The sequence below is a fragment of the Caballeronia sp. HLA56 genome (assembly GCF_054655155.1).
This window is the reverse complement of record NZ_BAAHOB010000005.1, coordinates 1,733,007-1,748,492: the sequence shown is the minus strand read 5'-3', so window position 1 is coordinate 1,748,492 and position 15,486 is coordinate 1,733,007. Positions and strand designations below refer to the sequence as shown.

The 15,486-nt window shown below is 62.1% G+C and carries 15 protein-coding genes; 7 read left to right on the top strand and 8 right to left on the bottom strand.

Going from position 1 to position 15,486, the window contains the following annotated elements:
* The first annotated feature begins 83 nt into the window (after positions 1–83).
* The 4 genes from ACYQ47_RS27750 to ACYQ47_RS27735 all read left to right on the top strand — a co-directional run bounded on the left by ACYQ47_RS27750 (position 84) and on the right by ACYQ47_RS27735 (position 3,838).
* Entirely contained in the window at positions 84–902 is an 819-nt protein-coding gene (locus ACYQ47_RS27750) for an arginyltransferase (protein ID WP_244825368.1), read from the top strand.
* Positions 903–1,090: 188 nt separating this feature from the next.
* Positions 1,091–2,113, top strand: a complete 1,023-nt coding sequence (locus tag ACYQ47_RS27745; protein ID WP_459907934.1) for a quinone-dependent dihydroorotate dehydrogenase — start codon at positions 1,091–1,093, stop codon at positions 2,111–2,113.
* A gap of 111 nt (positions 2,114–2,224) precedes the next feature.
* Entirely contained in the window at positions 2,225–3,016 is a 792-nt protein-coding gene (locus tag ACYQ47_RS27740; RefSeq protein WP_244825370.1) for a transporter substrate-binding domain-containing protein, read from the top strand.
* Positions 3,017–3,178: 162 nt separating this feature from the next.
* Positions 3,179–3,838, top strand: coding sequence for an amino acid ABC transporter permease (locus tag ACYQ47_RS27735; RefSeq protein WP_244825371.1), 660 nt, complete (start codon positions 3,179–3,181; stop codon positions 3,836–3,838).
* 19 nt (positions 3,839–3,857) lie between these two features.
* Here ACYQ47_RS27735 and ACYQ47_RS27730 read toward each other — a convergent pair whose 3' ends face one another.
* The 4 genes from ACYQ47_RS27730 to ACYQ47_RS27715 form a co-directional block, all read right to left on the bottom strand.
* A complete protein-coding gene (locus ACYQ47_RS27730) occupies positions 3,858–4,871 on the bottom strand; it encodes a Gfo/Idh/MocA family protein (protein ID WP_459907931.1) in 1,014 nt (337 codons plus the stop codon).
* A 112-nt stretch (positions 4,872–4,983) separates the two neighbouring features.
* Positions 4,984–5,742 carry a FadR/GntR family transcriptional regulator gene (locus ACYQ47_RS27725; RefSeq protein WP_244825373.1) on the bottom strand — a complete coding sequence of 253 codons (759 nt, stop codon included), beginning with the start codon at positions 5,740–5,742 and terminating at the stop codon, positions 4,984–4,986.
* Between the two features lie 492 nt (positions 5,743–6,234).
* Entirely contained in the window at positions 6,235–7,386 is a 1,152-nt protein-coding gene (locus ACYQ47_RS27720) for a glycosyltransferase family 4 protein (protein WP_459907928.1), read from the bottom strand.
* A gap of 123 nt (positions 7,387–7,509) precedes the next feature.
* On the bottom strand, positions 7,510–8,034 hold the full coding sequence (locus ACYQ47_RS27715; RefSeq protein WP_244825375.1) for a GNAT family N-acetyltransferase: 525 nt from the start codon (positions 8,032–8,034) through the stop codon (positions 7,510–7,512).
* 422 nt (positions 8,035–8,456) lie between these two features.
* Here ACYQ47_RS27715 and ACYQ47_RS27710 point away from each other — a divergent pair, with 422 nt between their 5' ends.
* The 3 genes from ACYQ47_RS27710 (at position 8,457) to ACYQ47_RS27700 (ending at position 12,649) form a co-directional block, all read left to right on the top strand.
* Positions 8,457–9,497: a DUF1839 family protein gene (locus tag ACYQ47_RS27710; RefSeq protein ID WP_459907926.1), complete on the top strand. Its 1,041-nt coding sequence runs from the start codon at positions 8,457–8,459 to the stop codon at positions 9,495–9,497.
* Between the two features lie 975 nt (positions 9,498–10,472).
* Positions 10,473–11,219, top strand: a complete 747-nt coding sequence (locus ACYQ47_RS27705; protein WP_244825377.1) for a Crp/Fnr family transcriptional regulator — start codon at positions 10,473–10,475, stop codon at positions 11,217–11,219.
* A gap of 29 nt (positions 11,220–11,248) precedes the next feature.
* A complete protein-coding gene (locus ACYQ47_RS27700; protein ID WP_244828053.1) occupies positions 11,249–12,649 on the top strand; it encodes an undecaprenyl-phosphate glucose phosphotransferase in 1,401 nt (466 codons plus the stop codon).
* Positions 12,650–12,724: 75 nt separating this feature from the next.
* On the opposite strand, the gene rpiA is transcribed toward ACYQ47_RS27700, so the two are convergent.
* From rpiA to rlmB, 4 genes are read right to left on the bottom strand one after another with little or no spacing between them, the layout of a single operon-like run.
* Positions 12,725–13,417, bottom strand: coding sequence for a ribose-5-phosphate isomerase RpiA (gene rpiA / locus ACYQ47_RS27695; protein WP_250465012.1), 693 nt, complete (start codon positions 13,415–13,417; stop codon positions 12,725–12,727).
* 56 nt (positions 13,418–13,473) lie between these two features.
* Positions 13,474–13,869 carry a SirB2 family protein gene (locus tag ACYQ47_RS27690; RefSeq protein WP_250525918.1) on the bottom strand — a complete coding sequence of 132 codons (396 nt, stop codon included), beginning with the start codon at positions 13,867–13,869 and terminating at the stop codon, positions 13,474–13,476.
* 1 nt (position 13,870) lies between these two features.
* Complete coding sequence (locus ACYQ47_RS27685; RefSeq protein WP_309845251.1) at positions 13,871–14,695, bottom strand: N-acetylmuramoyl-L-alanine amidase; 825 nt, start codon at positions 14,693–14,695, stop codon at positions 13,871–13,873.
* A gap of 7 nt (positions 14,696–14,702) precedes the next feature.
* Complete coding sequence (rlmB, locus tag ACYQ47_RS27680) at positions 14,703–15,446, bottom strand: 23S rRNA (guanosine(2251)-2'-O)-methyltransferase RlmB (protein ID WP_244825380.1); 744 nt, start codon at positions 15,444–15,446, stop codon at positions 14,703–14,705.
* Between the last annotated feature and the right edge of the window lie 40 nt (positions 15,447–15,486).

Sequence of the window (15,486 nt, the reverse complement as noted above, 5' to 3'; positions counted from 1 at the left end):
ACGGAACCAGGCACCGGACAGGCATCAACCAGGCAACCAGAAACCAGCAACGACGAGACGCCCGCGAGACGAGAGCCGCCAACGTGACACATCCGAACGAGCTGCCGCTGTCACCGCTTTCCGCGCTGCAATTCTATGCAACAGCGCCCTATCCTTGCAGTTATCTGGAAGGACGCGTGGCACGCTCGCAAGTCGCGACGCCCAGCCATCTCATCAATTCCGACGTCTACACCGAACTCGTCAAAGCCGGCTTCCGGCGTTCCGGCGTGTTCACGTATCGCCCGTATTGCGACGGTTGCCGTGCCTGCGTGCCGGTGCGCGTGCCGGTGGCGCGCTTCGCCCCGAACCGCACGCAACGGCGCGTCTGGAAGCAGCACGGCAATCTCGTCGCGAGCGTCGCGCCGCTGCATTACGACGAAGAGCACTACGCGCTTTATATGCGCTATCAATCGGCGCGGCACGCGGGTGGCGGCATGGATCGCGACAGCCGCGACCAGTACGAACAGTTTTTGCTGCAAAGCAGGATCAACTCGAGGCTCGTCGAATTCCGCGAGCCGGGCAACGCGGACACGCCCGGCGCATTGCGCATGATCAGCATGATCGACATTCTCGGCGACGGGCTTTCGTCCGTGTACACGTTCTTCGAGCCGGGCCTGCCGCACACGAGCTTCGGCACGTTCAACATCCTCTGGCAGATCGAGCAGGCGAAGAGCCTCGACTTGCCGCACGTGTATCTCGGCTACTGGATTCGCGAAAGCGAAAAGATGGCGTACAAGGCCAACTTCCGGCCGCTGGAAGGGCTGATCGATGGCCGCTGGTCACCGCTCGATCCCGCAACGACGCTTTCCGCCGGAACCCTGCCGATGCCGGGCCGCATCCACAACGTGAGTCAGCCGAAGTAGCCAGTGCCTCGCGCGCGGCAACCTTGCGCTTGACGCTCGAAAAGCCCCATCGGCAGGAAACAACCGCTTCCCGGGATCGCCGCACCTCGCCGACAAAAACTCGCGCCGCAACCATCCACTCCGGCGCCCTCTTCAAAGCCGCTAAAATAGCGGGTCTCAAAAAACTCGCCGTCGCAGGCGTTCACTTCGTGTTCAGCTCCCTTTACCCGCTCGCGCGCTCGCATCTGTTCAAGATGGACGCGGAAGACGCTCATCACCTCACCCTGCGCATGCTGGGCGCGGCCGGCCGCACCGGACTCGCCGGCATGCTTGCCAAACGCGGCCCCGACTCGCCGCGCAACGTGATGGGCCTCGCGTTCCGCAATCCCGTCGGTCTCGCGGCGGGACTGGACAAGGACGGCGCGTGCATCGACGGACTGGCGGCGCTCGGCTTCGGCTTCGTCGAAGTGGGCACGGTCACGCCGCGCGCGCAGCCGGGCAACCCGCGGCCGCGCATTTTCCGGCTGCCGGAAGCGGGCGCGCTGATCAACCGCATGGGCTTCAACAACGGCGGCGTCGAACAGTTCGTCGCCAACGTGCAGGCGGCGCGCTATCGCGGCGTCCTGGGGCTCAATATCGGCAAGAACGCCGATACCCCGATCGAACGCGCCGCCGATGACTATCTGTACTGCCTCGAACGCGTCTATCCGTTCGCGAGCTACGTGACGATCAATATCTCGTCGCCGAACACGAAGAATCTGCGGCAGCTACAGGGCGCGGGCGAACTGGATTCGCTGCTCGGCGCGCTCAAGGACAAGCAGCAGCGTCTGTCCGATCTTCACGGCAAGCTCGTGCCGCTCGCGCTCAAGATCGCGCCCGATCTCGACGACGAGCAGATCAAGTCGATCGCCGGAACCGTCCTCACGCACGGTATCGACGGCGTGATCGCCACCAACACCACGCTCTCGCGCACCGCCGTCAGCGGCATGCGGCACGGCGAGGAAACCGGAGGCCTGTCGGGCCGCCCCGTCTTCGATGCGTCCAACGAGGTGATCCGCAAGCTGCGCGCCGAACTGGGCGCGGATGTACCGATCATCGGCGTGGGCGGAATTTTCTCGGGCGAGGACGCGCGCGCGAAGCTCGCGGCGGGAGCATCGCTCGTGCAGATTTATACGGGGCTGATCTACAAGGGACCGGCACTCGTGCGCGAGTGCGTCGAAGCCCTCGCGTAGGAATATGGAAATAAGCAAACGATCTTACGCATCGCTTGCCTTTTATCTATGATGCCGCACCTGCAAAGCACGGCTCGCCGTCGCGATGCCATTCAAGAGGAATAAAACACGATGAAACTGTCCACGCTCAAGAAAGTGCTCGTCGCCGGTCTGATCGGCGCGTCCCTGTCGGCTGCGGCGCATGCCGAAGACCTGCTCGATTCCGTCAAGCAACGCGGCACGCTGCGCGTCGGTCTGGAGGGCACCTTCCCCCCGTTCAACTCGAAGTCGCCGCAAGGCGAGCTGGTCGGTTACGACGTGGATATCGCCAAGGCGGTTGCCGCCAAGCTCGGCGTGAAGCCCGAGTTCGTAACGACGGAGTGGAGCGGCATCATCGCGGGCCTGCAGGCTGGCAAGTTCGACGTGATCGTAAATCAAGTCGGTATCACCGATGCGCGCAAGGCCACGCTCGACTTCTCGCCCGCCTACACGTACTCGAACGCGCAGCTGATCCAGCGCGCGGATGACAAGCGCGAATTCAAGACGCTCGACGAACTGAAGGGCAAGAAGCTCGGCGTCGGTCTCGGCACGAACTACATGGACATGGCGAAGTCGGTGCCGGGTATCGATGTGAAGACGTATCCGGGCGCGCCCGAATATCTGCGCGATCTGGCAGCCGGCCGTCTGGACGCCGCGCTCAACGACCGTCTGATGCTCGCCTATCTGCTGAAGAACTCGCAACTGCCGCTGCGCACGGGCGCGAATCTCGACAAGGGCAGCCCGTCCGGCATTCCGTTCAAGAAGGGCAACCCGAAGTTCGCCAAGGCGATCGACGACGCCATGACCCAGCTCGAACAGGACGGCACGTTTACGAAGATCTCGCAGAAGTGGTTCGGGATCGACGTGACCAAGCCCGCGAAGTAAGCCTCGTTCCCGCGCGCCGAAAGGCGTTGCGGACGTTACGAGCGTAACGCGCGGCTCGAGGGCGGCATCGTCTGACGGTGTCGCCCTTGTCTTTTTCGCGCGCGGTTTATGATGTGCGCTTTGCGCGGCAACCTGCCCGCTCTCCTTCCTGCTTCCCCGTTCATGTCCACGACCTCCCTGCTCGTTCAATCGGCCCCGGTGCTGGCGCAAGGCGCGCTACTGACGATCAAGTTCGCGCTTTATTCGATGTTCTTCGGACTCATCGCGGGCGTCGTCCTGGCGTTGATGGGCATAAGCCGCAGCCGCGCGCTCGTCGCCATCGGCCGCTGCTATGTGAGCGTGATGCGCGGCACGCCGCTGCTCGTGCAGATCTTCGTGATTTACTACGGCCTGCCGAGCCTCGGCATCTCGCTCGACCCGACGCCCGCGGGCGTGATCGCGCTGTCGGCGAACGTGGCGGCGTATCTTTCGGAAAGCATGCGCGGCGCGATTCTCGGCATCCCCAACGGGCAATGGCTCGCCGCCTACAGTCTCGGTTTGTCGCGCGCCCAGACGCTGCGTTACGTAGTCGGGCCGCAAGCCTTGCGCATTGCGGTGCCGAGTTTGTCGAACAGTCTCATCAGCCTGATCAAGGATACGTCGCTCGTCTCGGTCATCACCGTGACGGAGTTGCTGCGCAGCGCACAGGAAGTGATCGCGGCGACGTATCAGCCGTTGCCGCTTTATCTCGCGGCGGCGTTCGTCTATTGGGTGCTCTGCAGCGTGCTGGAATTCGTGCAGCGCAGGTTCGAAAGACGCCTCGCGTTGCCGGGCCGGCATTGAGCTGCACGGGCGGCGAACGCTAATCTGCCTCGAACGGGAAGCGCACGTTCAGATCGCGCCGCGCGGCATCGATGATGGCGATCATGCGCATCGACATGGCGTGCGGCATGATCGGGCTTTCGGTGGCGCCCGCGCGCAGCAACTCGCAGAAGTGCGCGGTCTCGTAGTTCAGGCCGCCGCCGCTGAAAGGCTCGTCGAGTTCGACGCGGCGTCCGTCCGTATAAACGATGCTCGCGCGCACCGGGTTCCACCAGTTCTCGTGGATCGTCACCGTGCCTTGAGTGCCGCCGATGAGCGCATCGCCACGACCTTGCAGATCGAGCCCGCAGAATATCTGCGCGATGCCGCGCTCGTGGCGCACGTTGAGGCTCGCGAAGACATCCACGCCCGTTTCGCCCACGCGGCCGATCGTCTGCACATCGAGCGCCTCGCCGAGCCAGTCGACCGCCAGAAACGCTTCGTAGACGCCGATATCGAGCAGCGCGCCGCCGCCCGCTTCGACTGAGAACGACGGATGATCGAGCGGCACGCCGGCTATCGAACAGCCCGCGCGCACGAGTCCGATCTCGCCGATGGGATCGCGCGCAAGATGCTCGCGCAAGCGGCGATAAAGCGGATAGAACGGCGGCTTCATCGCTTCCATGAAAAGCAGCTTGGACGCGCGCGCGGCGTCGATCATGGTCTGCAAGGTGCGCGCGTTCACGGCGGCCGGTTTCTCGCAGAGCACGGCCTTGCCCGCCGCGAAGGCACGCAGCGCGTATTCGGGATGACTGTCCTGCATGGTCGCGATATAGACCGCGTCGATCTCGCCGAACATGGCGTCGAGGTCGTCGAAGGCGCGCGCGCCATGCGGTGCCGCCAGCGCGCGAGCGGGTTCGGCGCGTCGTGACCAGACGCCCGCGAGTGCCGTGCCATCGACATGCCCCAGGCTTTCGGCAAAGCGCCGTGCAATGCGTCCCGCACCCACGATGCCCCAGCGGATCGCGTTCGTCTTTCCCGTGTTCGTCGTCGTGTTCGTTTCGGTATTGCTCAAAGCCGGTCTCCCGCGAGATGTTCATCGTGGGAGGCATTGTGCCTCAAGGAACCGCGCGGCCAAATGCAAAAAGCCGGGACAGGTCCCGGCTTTTCACGCGATACGGACGCCGTTACGCGCCTGCCGGAGCATTCACGCTCGGCGGCTGCGCCGGATACTGCGGGCTCGAGCGCTCGAGCGAGAACGCGCGGCCCACTTCTTCCGCCGCGAGATCGACGAGTGCGCGCGTCGCGCGTTCGGCTGCATCGGTATCTTTCGATTCGATGGCTTCGACCACGAGCCGCTGCGCCGCGAGCGTCGCTTCACGCACCGACTCGATGCCGTCGACGATCGGATTCACCGTGACGAGCGCACCGCGCACGATCGCCGTCATCTGGCGAAAGAACTGATTGCCGCTCGCCGCCACGATACGCGTATGCAGCACTTCGTCGGCGGCCTGATATTCCGGCTCGCCAACCTGCAATTGCGAAAGCGCGTCGAAGGCATCGCGAATGCCGGCGATCTCATCGGGCGTCGCGCGGGCTGCTGCCAGCGCGGCGGCACGGGGTTCGATCAGCATGCGGAATTCGATTACATCGCGCAGAAACGTCTGATCGGGCTTCGCGCGAAAACGCCAGCTCACGACATCTTCGTCGATCAGGCGCCAGTCGCTCATCGGCCGGATGCGCGTGCCGGTTTTCGGCCGCACGTCCAGCATATGCCGCGCGAGCAGCATGGAGAGCGCTTCACGCATGACGGTTCGACTTACGTCGAACTCCTTCGAGAGGATGTCCTGCGGCGGCAATATCGCCCCATATTTCTGCTCGACGATCCCTGAGACGAGTCCGTCCATGACCTTCGCCACCAGCGATCGCTCTTTGTTTTCATCCATCTCGCTTCTCCCCTTTGTCGCCTGTCCGTAGCCATGTGTGTTCGTCGTGAACACGCTGTTTGCTCAGAGGCGCCGAGGCACGGCGACAACCGACTGGTCCGGTCGTCGTGCCTGATACGTTGCGTCTTCGTTGCACCGAAAACCAGTTGGGAATTTCCTGACAGGGTATTCCCTCTGACGGGGTGCAATCGCCACGTCGCCGCCCTTCTTGCTGCATGCCCTGAGTGCTGCACTCGCGCCGCGCGCGCGCCGGCATTCGTCAGGGAAACTGAAGAATGGCGACGTCGCAGCGCGGCGCGAGCGTTTTTTTGCGGTCCGTCCGAAATGCGAACCGGTCATGCAAGCATTTGAGCAAGCATCTCGTATGCGTTCTGTGCGACCGCGAACGCTCGCCCGATTCGATACCCCTTTTGTATGACACTCGCGCGCTTTATGCGGTACGTATGCGCGTTTTCGTCGTGCACCACTTAGTTCATTCGTCGGTCTATTCGCTCATACGGCGCCATCGGGCGCGCGCGTGCGACGCGGGCCGACCGGCATCGCACGCGGCCGTTGCGAAGCGCGTTCCGCGAGCGTTTCCTGATAGATCGTCAGGTATTCGTTGCTTACGCGCTCGACTGAAAGCTGATGCAGATTCTGTCGCGCGCGCGCCGACAGTTGGCCGCGCGCCTGCGAGTCGAGCAGCAGCCAGCGCAGTTTCGCCGCCGCCTCGGCCGGATTGCCATTGGGCACGAGCACGCCCGCCGCGCCGCCATCGAGTAATTCGGGGATACCGCCGATACGCGTGGCAACGATTGCGCATCCTGCCTCGCGCGCCTCGGCGATCACGAGCGGACTCGGGTCCTGAAGCGACAGCAACGCGAAGACATCGGCTTCGGCGAGATACGGACGCGGGTCCGCGACGAAGCCGGTGAAATGCACCGTCGCGCCCAGATCTAGCTCGGCGGCGAGCGTTTCCATCGCGCTGCGATCGGGCCCGTCGCCTACTAGGTACAGATGCGGCTCCGGTATGAATTCCCGGTCGTGCATCGATTGCTCGCGCAACAGCGCGAATGCATGCAGCAAATCGGTAATACCCTTTCTTCGATACATCCCCGCCACGCAAACTACGTTCGGATGCTTCAAACGCAGGGGTTTCGGCGCGGGACGGCACACGAGCCGCGGCGCGCCTATCGCACCATTGCGCACGACCGAAAGCCGCTCGGCCCCGATACCGCGCGCGACGAGATCCTTCGCGACCGCATCGCTCACGGCGACCATGCGATCGCCCGAGCGCACCAGCGACGCGCTCTTCTGCAATTCATGGTGCACGGTCGTGACGAGCGCGAAGCGGCGGCGCATGCTGCCAAAGCGCGAGATCAATGCGCCCGTCATCATGTGCGCGTGCACGATATCGGGATCGAATCGGTCGATAAGGCGATTGAAGCCCGCGATCATCGAAGGGACGCGCCAAGGCTGGCGCGACTGTTGCAACGGAATATGCGTGATGCCGTGACGTCGCAAGAGCGGCTCGAATCCGCCGCCGGATGACGCCACGATTACCTCCTGCCCCATGCGCGCCTGCATGCAGGCGAGATCCACCATCATGTTGACGGTGCCGTTGCCAATCGTCTGTGCGTGGTTGGCTAGATGGACTATTCGCATGTGGGTTCGGCACGCGCGACCTTGGTCGGTCCGCGTGTCCTGGATTGCCTTTCGTTTTTACAGCGTGGAATTCGTTGGATCGCGCGCGCCGCCTTAAGGGCCAAGCAGCGCGCGCAAAGCTGCTTACAGCAACTCGTAGGTGTTGGCGTGCAGTTGCGCCTTGCTGGCGCTCGCCGTTTCGCGCGCCGTCTGACGGCTCTTTCGCGTCAGGCCGATGTACGGCATGCCGTGTTCGAGGAACGGACCTTCGGTCTTGCGAAAGCCGAACGCTTCGTAAAAGCCGCGCAGACTCACAGGCGCCGTGAGGCGCACGCCGCGTCCGGGCCAACGTTCCGCGGTCACTTCGAGCACGCGTTCGATGAGCGCATGCGCGGTGCCATCGCCGCGACGCAGCGGGCTCGTCAAGATCTTGTCGACGACGACTTCCGGGTCTTCGGCATCGCCTTCGTGAATGCGCGCATAGGCGAGCACGGGCATCGAACGAGTCATGTCTTCGGCTGCGAAGACATGCACGCCGCTTTCATCGCGGCCATCGGGATCGAGGTGCACATGCGACTGTTCGACGACGAACACCGCACTGCGTGCGCGCAGAATCAGATAAAGCTCTCGCGCAGTGAGCTGTTCGAAATCAAGGGCTTTCCAGTTCATCGTTTTATTCTCCATGCTCGGGCCGGATAAAACCGGCGTGGCGACCATCACACGTTACGTCCCGGTGAGCCAACATTCCGTGCGGCGGCGCACCGACGATAGCCCTTGCAGCCCCGTCAAATAAGGCCAACCGCACGCAAGGCGTCTCGGGGAAAAAGACGCCTTCGAACCTAAAACCGCATACACGGGCCGCGATGCACCGTTCGCCGCCCATAAGTGCATGCAACCGTGCACCCGGCGCGATTTCGTGCATTCGCATGCACCGATAGCGCTCGCTTCATGCGGCACCTTCATGGGAAAATCGAGATGCTTACCGCCGTCGACCGCGACTCGGGCGCGCAAAAAAACGAAAGCAAAAATGACTGCATGCCCGGCCGCACGGGCGGTATCGGACGCCGTCCTTACTGCTCAGAGGTCAACGCATGAGCGCGTTCCACACCGGCGGTGTGACGGGTTCCGACGCAGGCCGTTCGCGCGTCGTGCAACTCGACCCCTTGCGCCTGCGCGCGCGGCGGCATCACGCGCATGCGTTGCATCGTGGCGAGCGCATCTGGCGCGACGGCGCGGGACCCGTCGATCTCTGGATCGAGCTTCTGCACGGCAATGGTCTCGAACCGCGCGCGGCACTCGCGTATAGCGTCGCGCAAGACTTCGAGGACGACCAGTTCACGCTCGGCCGCATTACACCGGAAGACATCGAAAAGCTTTACGGCCTGCAAGTACAGGAGCTTTCGATCTTCCATTCGCTCGAAGAACGCGCGCTCGTGCAGACGCGCCGCGCAAACACCGTGCTGATCGAAACGGATGCGTTCTTCTTGCCCGACACGCGGTCGGCTTCCTACCATCGCGCGCATGCGAAGACGACTATCGGCATCGATGTGATCGATCCCAATGCGCGGCGTCTCGGCTACTTTCATCACACGGGCTACCATCTGCTCGATGGCGATGACTACAACGGCGTGCTGGGCTTGCCCGCCAGCGACGCAAGCACCTTGGCCGCGACACTTTTCCCGCATGTCGAGTTCGTCAAGCGTGTACGTGAACCGCTTACCGGAACGGCCTTGGCGGAAGCATCGGCCGATCTGTTGTGCGCGCATTTGCTGCGACGTCCTTTGCACAATCCGATCACGCGCTGGCGTGCTGCCTTTCCCGAACATGTCGATGCCATGCTCGCGCGCGGTGACGCTTACACGCAGCTCTACTTCGCAAACGTAATGCGACAGCTCGGCGCGAACTTCGAACTGCTTGCGCACTACCTGCAATGGATGCGCGAGCAAGGCTTCGACATACCCGTGCAAACGCATACCAGCGCCCGCAAGATCGCAAGCGAGACCATGGTCATGCAATGCCGTCTCGCTCGCTCGCTTTCACGACAACATCGCGAGCTTTGCGAAGCCTCTTTCGATGTTCTCGAAGATGCATATTCGCGCGTAGTGCCGCCTCTCGCCGCTATAGTCTGTTGAACATTTCATAGCATGATTCATGAGATGCGCCCTTTGCGGCGCCCTCATTTCGAGCCTTATTTCAAGGGGTTTTTTGCTTGCTCCAATCTCTCGGCGACATGGCACGCCAAGTGTGTTAGTCAAATCTCACGCTGCTTTGCGCTGTGTTCAACGCTTCACGCGACACACAAGCGCTCGAAGTTGTCCTTGATGAAACATTTCTGAATTCTTCCCTCCGCGTAATTCGGCGTTGTCGCAAAGCACCAAACCATCAAATGTCACGCAAACGTTTTACGCTGAATCATCGTGATGATGTTCGTTGAAGCATGCTGTGCAAGCCTCGTATGGGCCGATGTAAGCCATCACGGCCGACATGAAGATCGTTCACCGTGATGCTTATCGCGTGAGGTTTCCACATCGCGCAAGAGCCGCAACGTTTTGCCCTTGAACGCGAATCACGACCATGCACGGCTTGCATGTCGCAAAGACATACGCAGCAAGGCTTTGCGGATAAGCAAGCGAGTCATCCACGAATGCACGTTCGCTTGCCCACGAAGCCGATGGAACACGGATGAATCAATTTTCAAACTCCCTACGAAAGAAGGAAGGTTTGCAACCTGATGTCTCCCCAAGAGCCCTGTCGCGCGGTAATGCGATATGACCAATCCTTCATTCGGGGGGATCGCAACAATGCTACGTATTGGGTCGCATACGTATTCCTAAGACCAGCAATGTTCAAAACTGAAACAAAAATGCTTCGCTGCACTGCATCACAAACGGCGGATTTGCACTGAGGCCCCGCCCACATTGACGCTCGCCGCATTGGCACAGTCCTCGCTAAAAGAGTGTCGCCACCCGATCGACGCAATCAACCAAATCAACTCATGCGCGACACAGGAGCTACGGGGCTGATGTGAAGGACGGAATGTGTTGGAAAACGTTCACATCAGTAAATAAAAGAGTGAAGCGCACTGCGCGAGCTACGAGAGAACAACCATGCTTACCCTCCAGTCCGACCTGCACGGCAACCATTTGCTTGGCGCGCTTCCGGCGCACGAATGGCAAGCACTGACTCCGCATCTCGAGCTCGTTCAATTGCGCACCGAACAACTGCTGTGCGATTCCGGCCAGCGCATTCATCACGTCTATTTCCCGACGACGGCCATCATCTCGTTGCTGCATACCATGGAAGATGGCGGTTCCGTCGAAATCGCGGCGGTCGGCCGCGAAGGCATGACGGGCGTGCCGGTGCTCACGGGCGGCGAAACCATGCCGACGCGCGTGCAAGTGCAGTGCCCCGGCTTCGCGTATCGCATGAGCGCGCAAGCCCTGCGCGACCAATTCGCGCGTTCCGACTTCCTGCGCCGCCTGATGCTTCTGTATATGCAAGCGCTGCTCACGCAAGTCGCGCAGACGGCCGCATGCAACCGCCATCATTCGCTCAATAAGCAACTTTGCCGCTGGCTTCTAATCGAAATCGATCGTACGGCGTCCAACGAACTACAAGTGACGCAACAATTAATTGCCGATATGCTGGGCGTACGCCGTGAAGGCGTGACCGAAGCAGCCGGCAAGCTGCACGATGCGGGCCTCATCCATCACAGCCGCGGCTGTATCAAGGTGGTGGACCGCGAAGGGCTCGAAGCCCGCGCCTGCGAGTGCTACGGCCTCGTGAAGCGTGAATTCGACCGCCTGCTGCCGCGCATGCGCGTGCAGGAAAACGTCTCCGTTCCCAGCGCCTGATAATGCAGATGCAAACTAAAAATCGCGATATGTTCGCCCGCTCGGCACGTTGTCTCGACGTGTTCCTGATCATCGCAGGCGGGGTGATTGCGCACTTCATGCGCTTCTCCTCGCTCGATTTCAGCGATGTCGAAAAGTTGCTGATCGCGTTCAATTGCGTGCTCGCCCTCTTGCTGTTTCCGGCGTTCGGCGTGTACGAAGCCTGGCGCGGCAAGCCGTTGCCGGTGATGCTCGCACGCGTGACGCTCGCCTGGGTCGCGGTGGCGGCGGCGGCGCTTTTGCTGGCGTTCACGCTGCATCGGATGGATCTGGTCTCGCGTCTGTGGTTCGCTTATTCCACGCTGATTTCCGGCGCGTTGATCGTCGTCGCGAAGTGCGCGGTCTATCTGAGCCTTAGAGCCATGCGTGGCCGCGGCTTCAACCAGCGCACCGTGGCTATCGTCGGCGCGCAGGGTTTCGCGCGCACCTTGCTCGCGCACCTCAGCAGCACGCCCGAACAGGGTTTTACGCCGGTTTGCCTGCTCGATACGACCGGCGACGAGGAATTGCACGCGAGCGGCGTAGGCAGCACGCTGGGCGCTTCCATGCGCATGCCGGTGCTCAACGACTTCGACGAACTCGTCGAGAAAGTGCGCCGTGAAGAGATCAACGAAGTGTGGCTCGCGCTGCCGCTTTCGCAAGAGCACACCATCTACCGCTTCGTGCACGCGCTGCGCCATGACTTCGTGAATCTGCGTTTGATTCCAGACACCCGCAGCATCTCGCTCTTCAATCATTCGATGACGGATGTCGCCGGGCTCGCCACCATCAACCTGACGACCTCGCCGGTCAGCACGCTGCAAATGTGGCCGAAGATGCTGTTCGACCGCCTGTTCGCGGCCGCCGCACTCTTGGCGCTGTCGCCGCTCATGATCGGCATTTCGATCGCGGTAAAGGCTACCTCGAAGGGACCGGTTTTCTTCACGCAGAACCGCAAGGGCGCTGACGGACGGCCGTTCCGCATCTACAAGTTCCGTTCGATGGCCGTGCACAAGGAAACGAGCGGCCACGTGACCCAGGCAACGCGCAACGACCCGCGTGTGACGAAGATCGGTGCATTCCTGCGCCGCACGAGTCTGGACGAGCTGCCGCAGTTCCTGAACGTACTGTTCGGACATATGTCGGTGGTGGGCCCGCGCCCGCACGCGCTCGAACACGACGACTTGTACAAGGATCTCGTCTACGGTTATATGTTCCGTTACCGCATCAAGCCGGGCATTACGGGTTGGGCGCAGGTGAACGGCTATCGTGGCGCGACAGAAAAAGTCGAGAAGATGCAGAGCCGCGTGAAGTTCGACCTGTTCTATATCCACAACTGGTCGTTCTGGTTCGACATCAAGATTGTCGCGATGACCATGTTCAAGGGCTTTATCGGACGTAACGCGTTCTAATTTTGCCTTTGGATAAAAAATGGCCCGGACATTCCGGGCCATTTTTGTTTGAGCGTGCTGCCTTCGAGCGGTTTTTTATGCCGCGTAGTCGATACGTTCGACGCCCTTCTCCGTGCCCAGCAAACACACATTCGCGCCGCGCGCCGCGAACAGTCCGACGGTCACGACGCCCGGCCACGCGTTGATCTGCGCTTCGAGCGCGCGCGGGTCGGTGATGGAAAGCCCTTTCACGTCGATGATCTCGTTGCCGTTGTCCGTGATGAAGGGTGAACCGTCCAGCGTCACGCGCACGATCGGCACGCCCCCGAGCGTCACGAGCTTGCGGCCGATAGCCGTGCGCGCCATCGGCACGACTTCGACGGGCAGCGCGAACTTGCCCATTACGTCGACGCGCTTGCTTGCATCGGCGATGCACACGAACACGTCCGACACCGACGCGACGATTTTCTCGCGCGTGAGCGCGCCGCCGCCGCCCTTGATCATCGCGCCGCTGCCGTCGATTTCATCGGCGCCGTCCACGTACACGGGCAAGTTTTCGATTTCGTTGAGATCGAACACCTTGAAGCCATGCGCTTCGAGGCGCGCCGTGGTCGCGAGCGAACTCGATACCGCGCCGCGATAACGCGCTTTCGACTTTGCGAGCGCATCGATGAAGCAATTGGCGGTCGACCCCGTGCCAACGCCGATGATGCAGCCTTCGGGCGCCTGCGCGTCGACATAATCGGCGGCGGCCTGGCCGACCAGTTGCTTGAGTTCGTCCTGAGTCATGATGGTGTTGCTGCTTTCGAGGTGAGAATTCGAGTCCAAGGGAGCATCTTGCTCCGCTAAGCGAACGCGTGCAGGAAACCGAGCGGATCGTGCGTGCGCGCCACCGAAGCGATGAACGCGAAGACGACGATGGCGAGCACGCCGAAGATTGCCCGCGAGGTTTTGGTGCGGCCGCGTTTGAGCGCAAACGTCCCGAGCACGATATAGACGACGAGGCCCGCGATCTTCGCTGCGAGCCACGCGGCATTCGCGTCGAAGCCGATGATGACGACGAGCGCGATGGCCGAGACGAGCAGCACGGTATCGACGATATGCGGGACGATTTTTACCGCACGCTTTTGCAAGAGACGCGGATCCGCGAGCATCCAGATCCAGCGCAGCAAGAAACCGGCGATGCTCAGTCCCGCGCAGGTCATATGGAGCGCGCGAAGCGGCAGAAAGTAGTCGCTCATGTCAGGGCAGATATTTGTCGATGAGCGCGGACGCGATGGCGTCGCTTTCGGCATCCGCGTCACCCGCGTAGTCCGACGGGCGGAAGTGCATCTGGAACGCGCCGAAGACGCGGCGCGTTTTCTCATCGAGGACACCGTCGGTGGCGACATCGTAACCGTAACGTTTGAGCTTTTCCTGAAGCGCGCGGACATCCGTGGGCGCCTTCGGCGCACGGCCGGCGAGATGCGCGGCGACCGTGGCATCGTCGGGCCATGCGCCGATGCCCGCCTGGTAAAGCGTGTGCCACGGAAAAAGCGGACCGGGATCGATCTTGCGTTGCGGTGCGATATCGCTATGGCCGACGACGCGCGTCGGCGGAATGCGATAGCGCGTGACGATATCGCGCGACAGCTCGATGAGCGCGTCGATCTGCGCGGGCGGATAAGGTTGCCATCCGCGACCGGACGGCGTGTCAATGGGCCCGAGATTCACGTTCTCGATCCCGATGGACGAAGCGTTGAGTTCCGTCGCGCCTTGCCAGTAACTCAGCCCGGCGTGCCACGCGCGCTGGTCTTCCGGCACGAGTTGATAGACGACCGGCTCGCCTCGTTCGATACGCGGGGCATCGGGGACGACGTAATGCACGCTCACCTGATCGCCGGTCAGGACCGAGAGAGACTTCGCTTCGTCGATCTCGGTGTAGTGCATGACGAGAAAGCGCACGCGAGAGTCGGCGCCTTTTGCGTGGTGCTGAGTGTCGGCGAGGTAGGTGCCGCGGTCGATCATGGTGGTGGTGCAGGCGGTGAGCGCACAGGCGCAGATCAGGGCGGTCAGGCGGGACAACATTGGCACGTTACTTCTTCACACTTCTCTGCCGCACGGCCTCGAATAAACAAACCCCGCTCGCCACGGACACATTGAGACTTTCCACCGCGCCGGCCATCGGGATATTCATGATCTCGTCGCACGTCTCGCGCGTGAGACGGCGCATGCCTTCGCCTTCCGCGCCCACCACAATAGCCACCGGGCCGTCCAGCTTCGTTTCAAAGAGACTCGCTGACGCTTCGCCCGCCGTGCCGATCACCCACACGCCCGCATCCTTCAATTCGCGCAGCGCGCGCGCCAGATTCGTCACGGTGATGTAAGGCACGCTGTCCGCCGCGCCGCTCGCCACCTTCGCCGCCGTTGCGTTCAGCCCGGCGGAACGGTCGCGCGGCGCGATCACGGCATGCGCGCCCGCCGCATCGGCGACACGCAGACACGCGCCGAGATTATGCGGATCGGTGACGCCATCGAGCACCAGCAGAAGCGGCGTGCCGGTCACGCCATCGAGCAATTCGGCCAGATTCTGCGCGAGCGGCAAGTCTTGCCCGCGCGCCACCACGCCCTGATGCTGAATGGTGCCCGCGAGCCCGAACAAGCGCGATTCCTCGGCTGCGATCAGGCGAACGCCCGCTTCCTTCGCGGTCCGCAGAAAATCCTGCATGCGCCGGTCCTTGCGCGAAGGGTCGTACAAGACCTCTTCGATCGACGATGCATCCGCACGCAAACGCGCGGTCACTGCGTGAAAACCGTATAGAACCTTGAGACGTGACATGACTGATCCAAACCTTCGTGAAATCCATAAAAGCATGACG

Excerpts from the sequence above, each read along its gene's own strand:
- ACYQ47_RS27725 (WP_244825373.1), bottom strand. The coding sequence starts at position 5,742 with ATGGATGAAAACAAAGAGCGATCGCTGGTGGCGAAGGTCATGGACGGA.
- rpiA (WP_250465012.1), bottom strand. The coding sequence starts at position 13,417 with ATGACTCAGGACGAACTCAAGCAACTGGTCGGCCAGGCCGCCGCCGAT.
- ACYQ47_RS27690 (WP_250525918.1), bottom strand. The coding sequence starts at position 13,869 with ATGAGCGACTACTTTCTGCCGCTTCGCGCGCTCCATATGACCTGCGCG.
- ACYQ47_RS27710 (WP_459907926.1), top strand. The coding sequence starts at position 8,457 with ATGAGCGCGTTCCACACCGGCGGTGTGACGGGTTCCGACGCAGGCCGT.
- ACYQ47_RS27705 (WP_244825377.1), top strand. The coding sequence starts at position 10,473 with ATGCTTACCCTCCAGTCCGACCTGCACGGCAACCATTTGCTTGGCGCG.
- rlmB (WP_244825380.1), bottom strand. The coding sequence starts at position 15,446 with ATGTCACGTCTCAAGGTTCTATACGGTTTTCACGCAGTGACCGCGCGT.
- ACYQ47_RS27740 (WP_244825370.1), top strand. The coding sequence starts at position 2,225 with ATGAAACTGTCCACGCTCAAGAAAGTGCTCGTCGCCGGTCTGATCGGC.
- ACYQ47_RS27735 (WP_244825371.1), top strand. The coding sequence starts at position 3,179 with ATGTCCACGACCTCCCTGCTCGTTCAATCGGCCCCGGTGCTGGCGCAA.
- ACYQ47_RS27720 (WP_459907928.1), bottom strand. The coding sequence starts at position 7,386 with ATGCGAATAGTCCATCTAGCCAACCACGCACAGACGATTGGCAACGGC.
- ACYQ47_RS27715 (WP_244825375.1), bottom strand. The coding sequence starts at position 8,034 with ATGAACTGGAAAGCCCTTGATTTCGAACAGCTCACTGCGCGAGAGCTT.
- ACYQ47_RS27700 (WP_244828053.1), top strand. The coding sequence starts at position 11,249 with ATGTTCGCCCGCTCGGCACGTTGTCTCGACGTGTTCCTGATCATCGCA.
- ACYQ47_RS27685 (WP_309845251.1), bottom strand. The coding sequence starts at position 14,695 with ATGTTGTCCCGCCTGACCGCCCTGATCTGCGCCTGTGCGCTCACCGCC.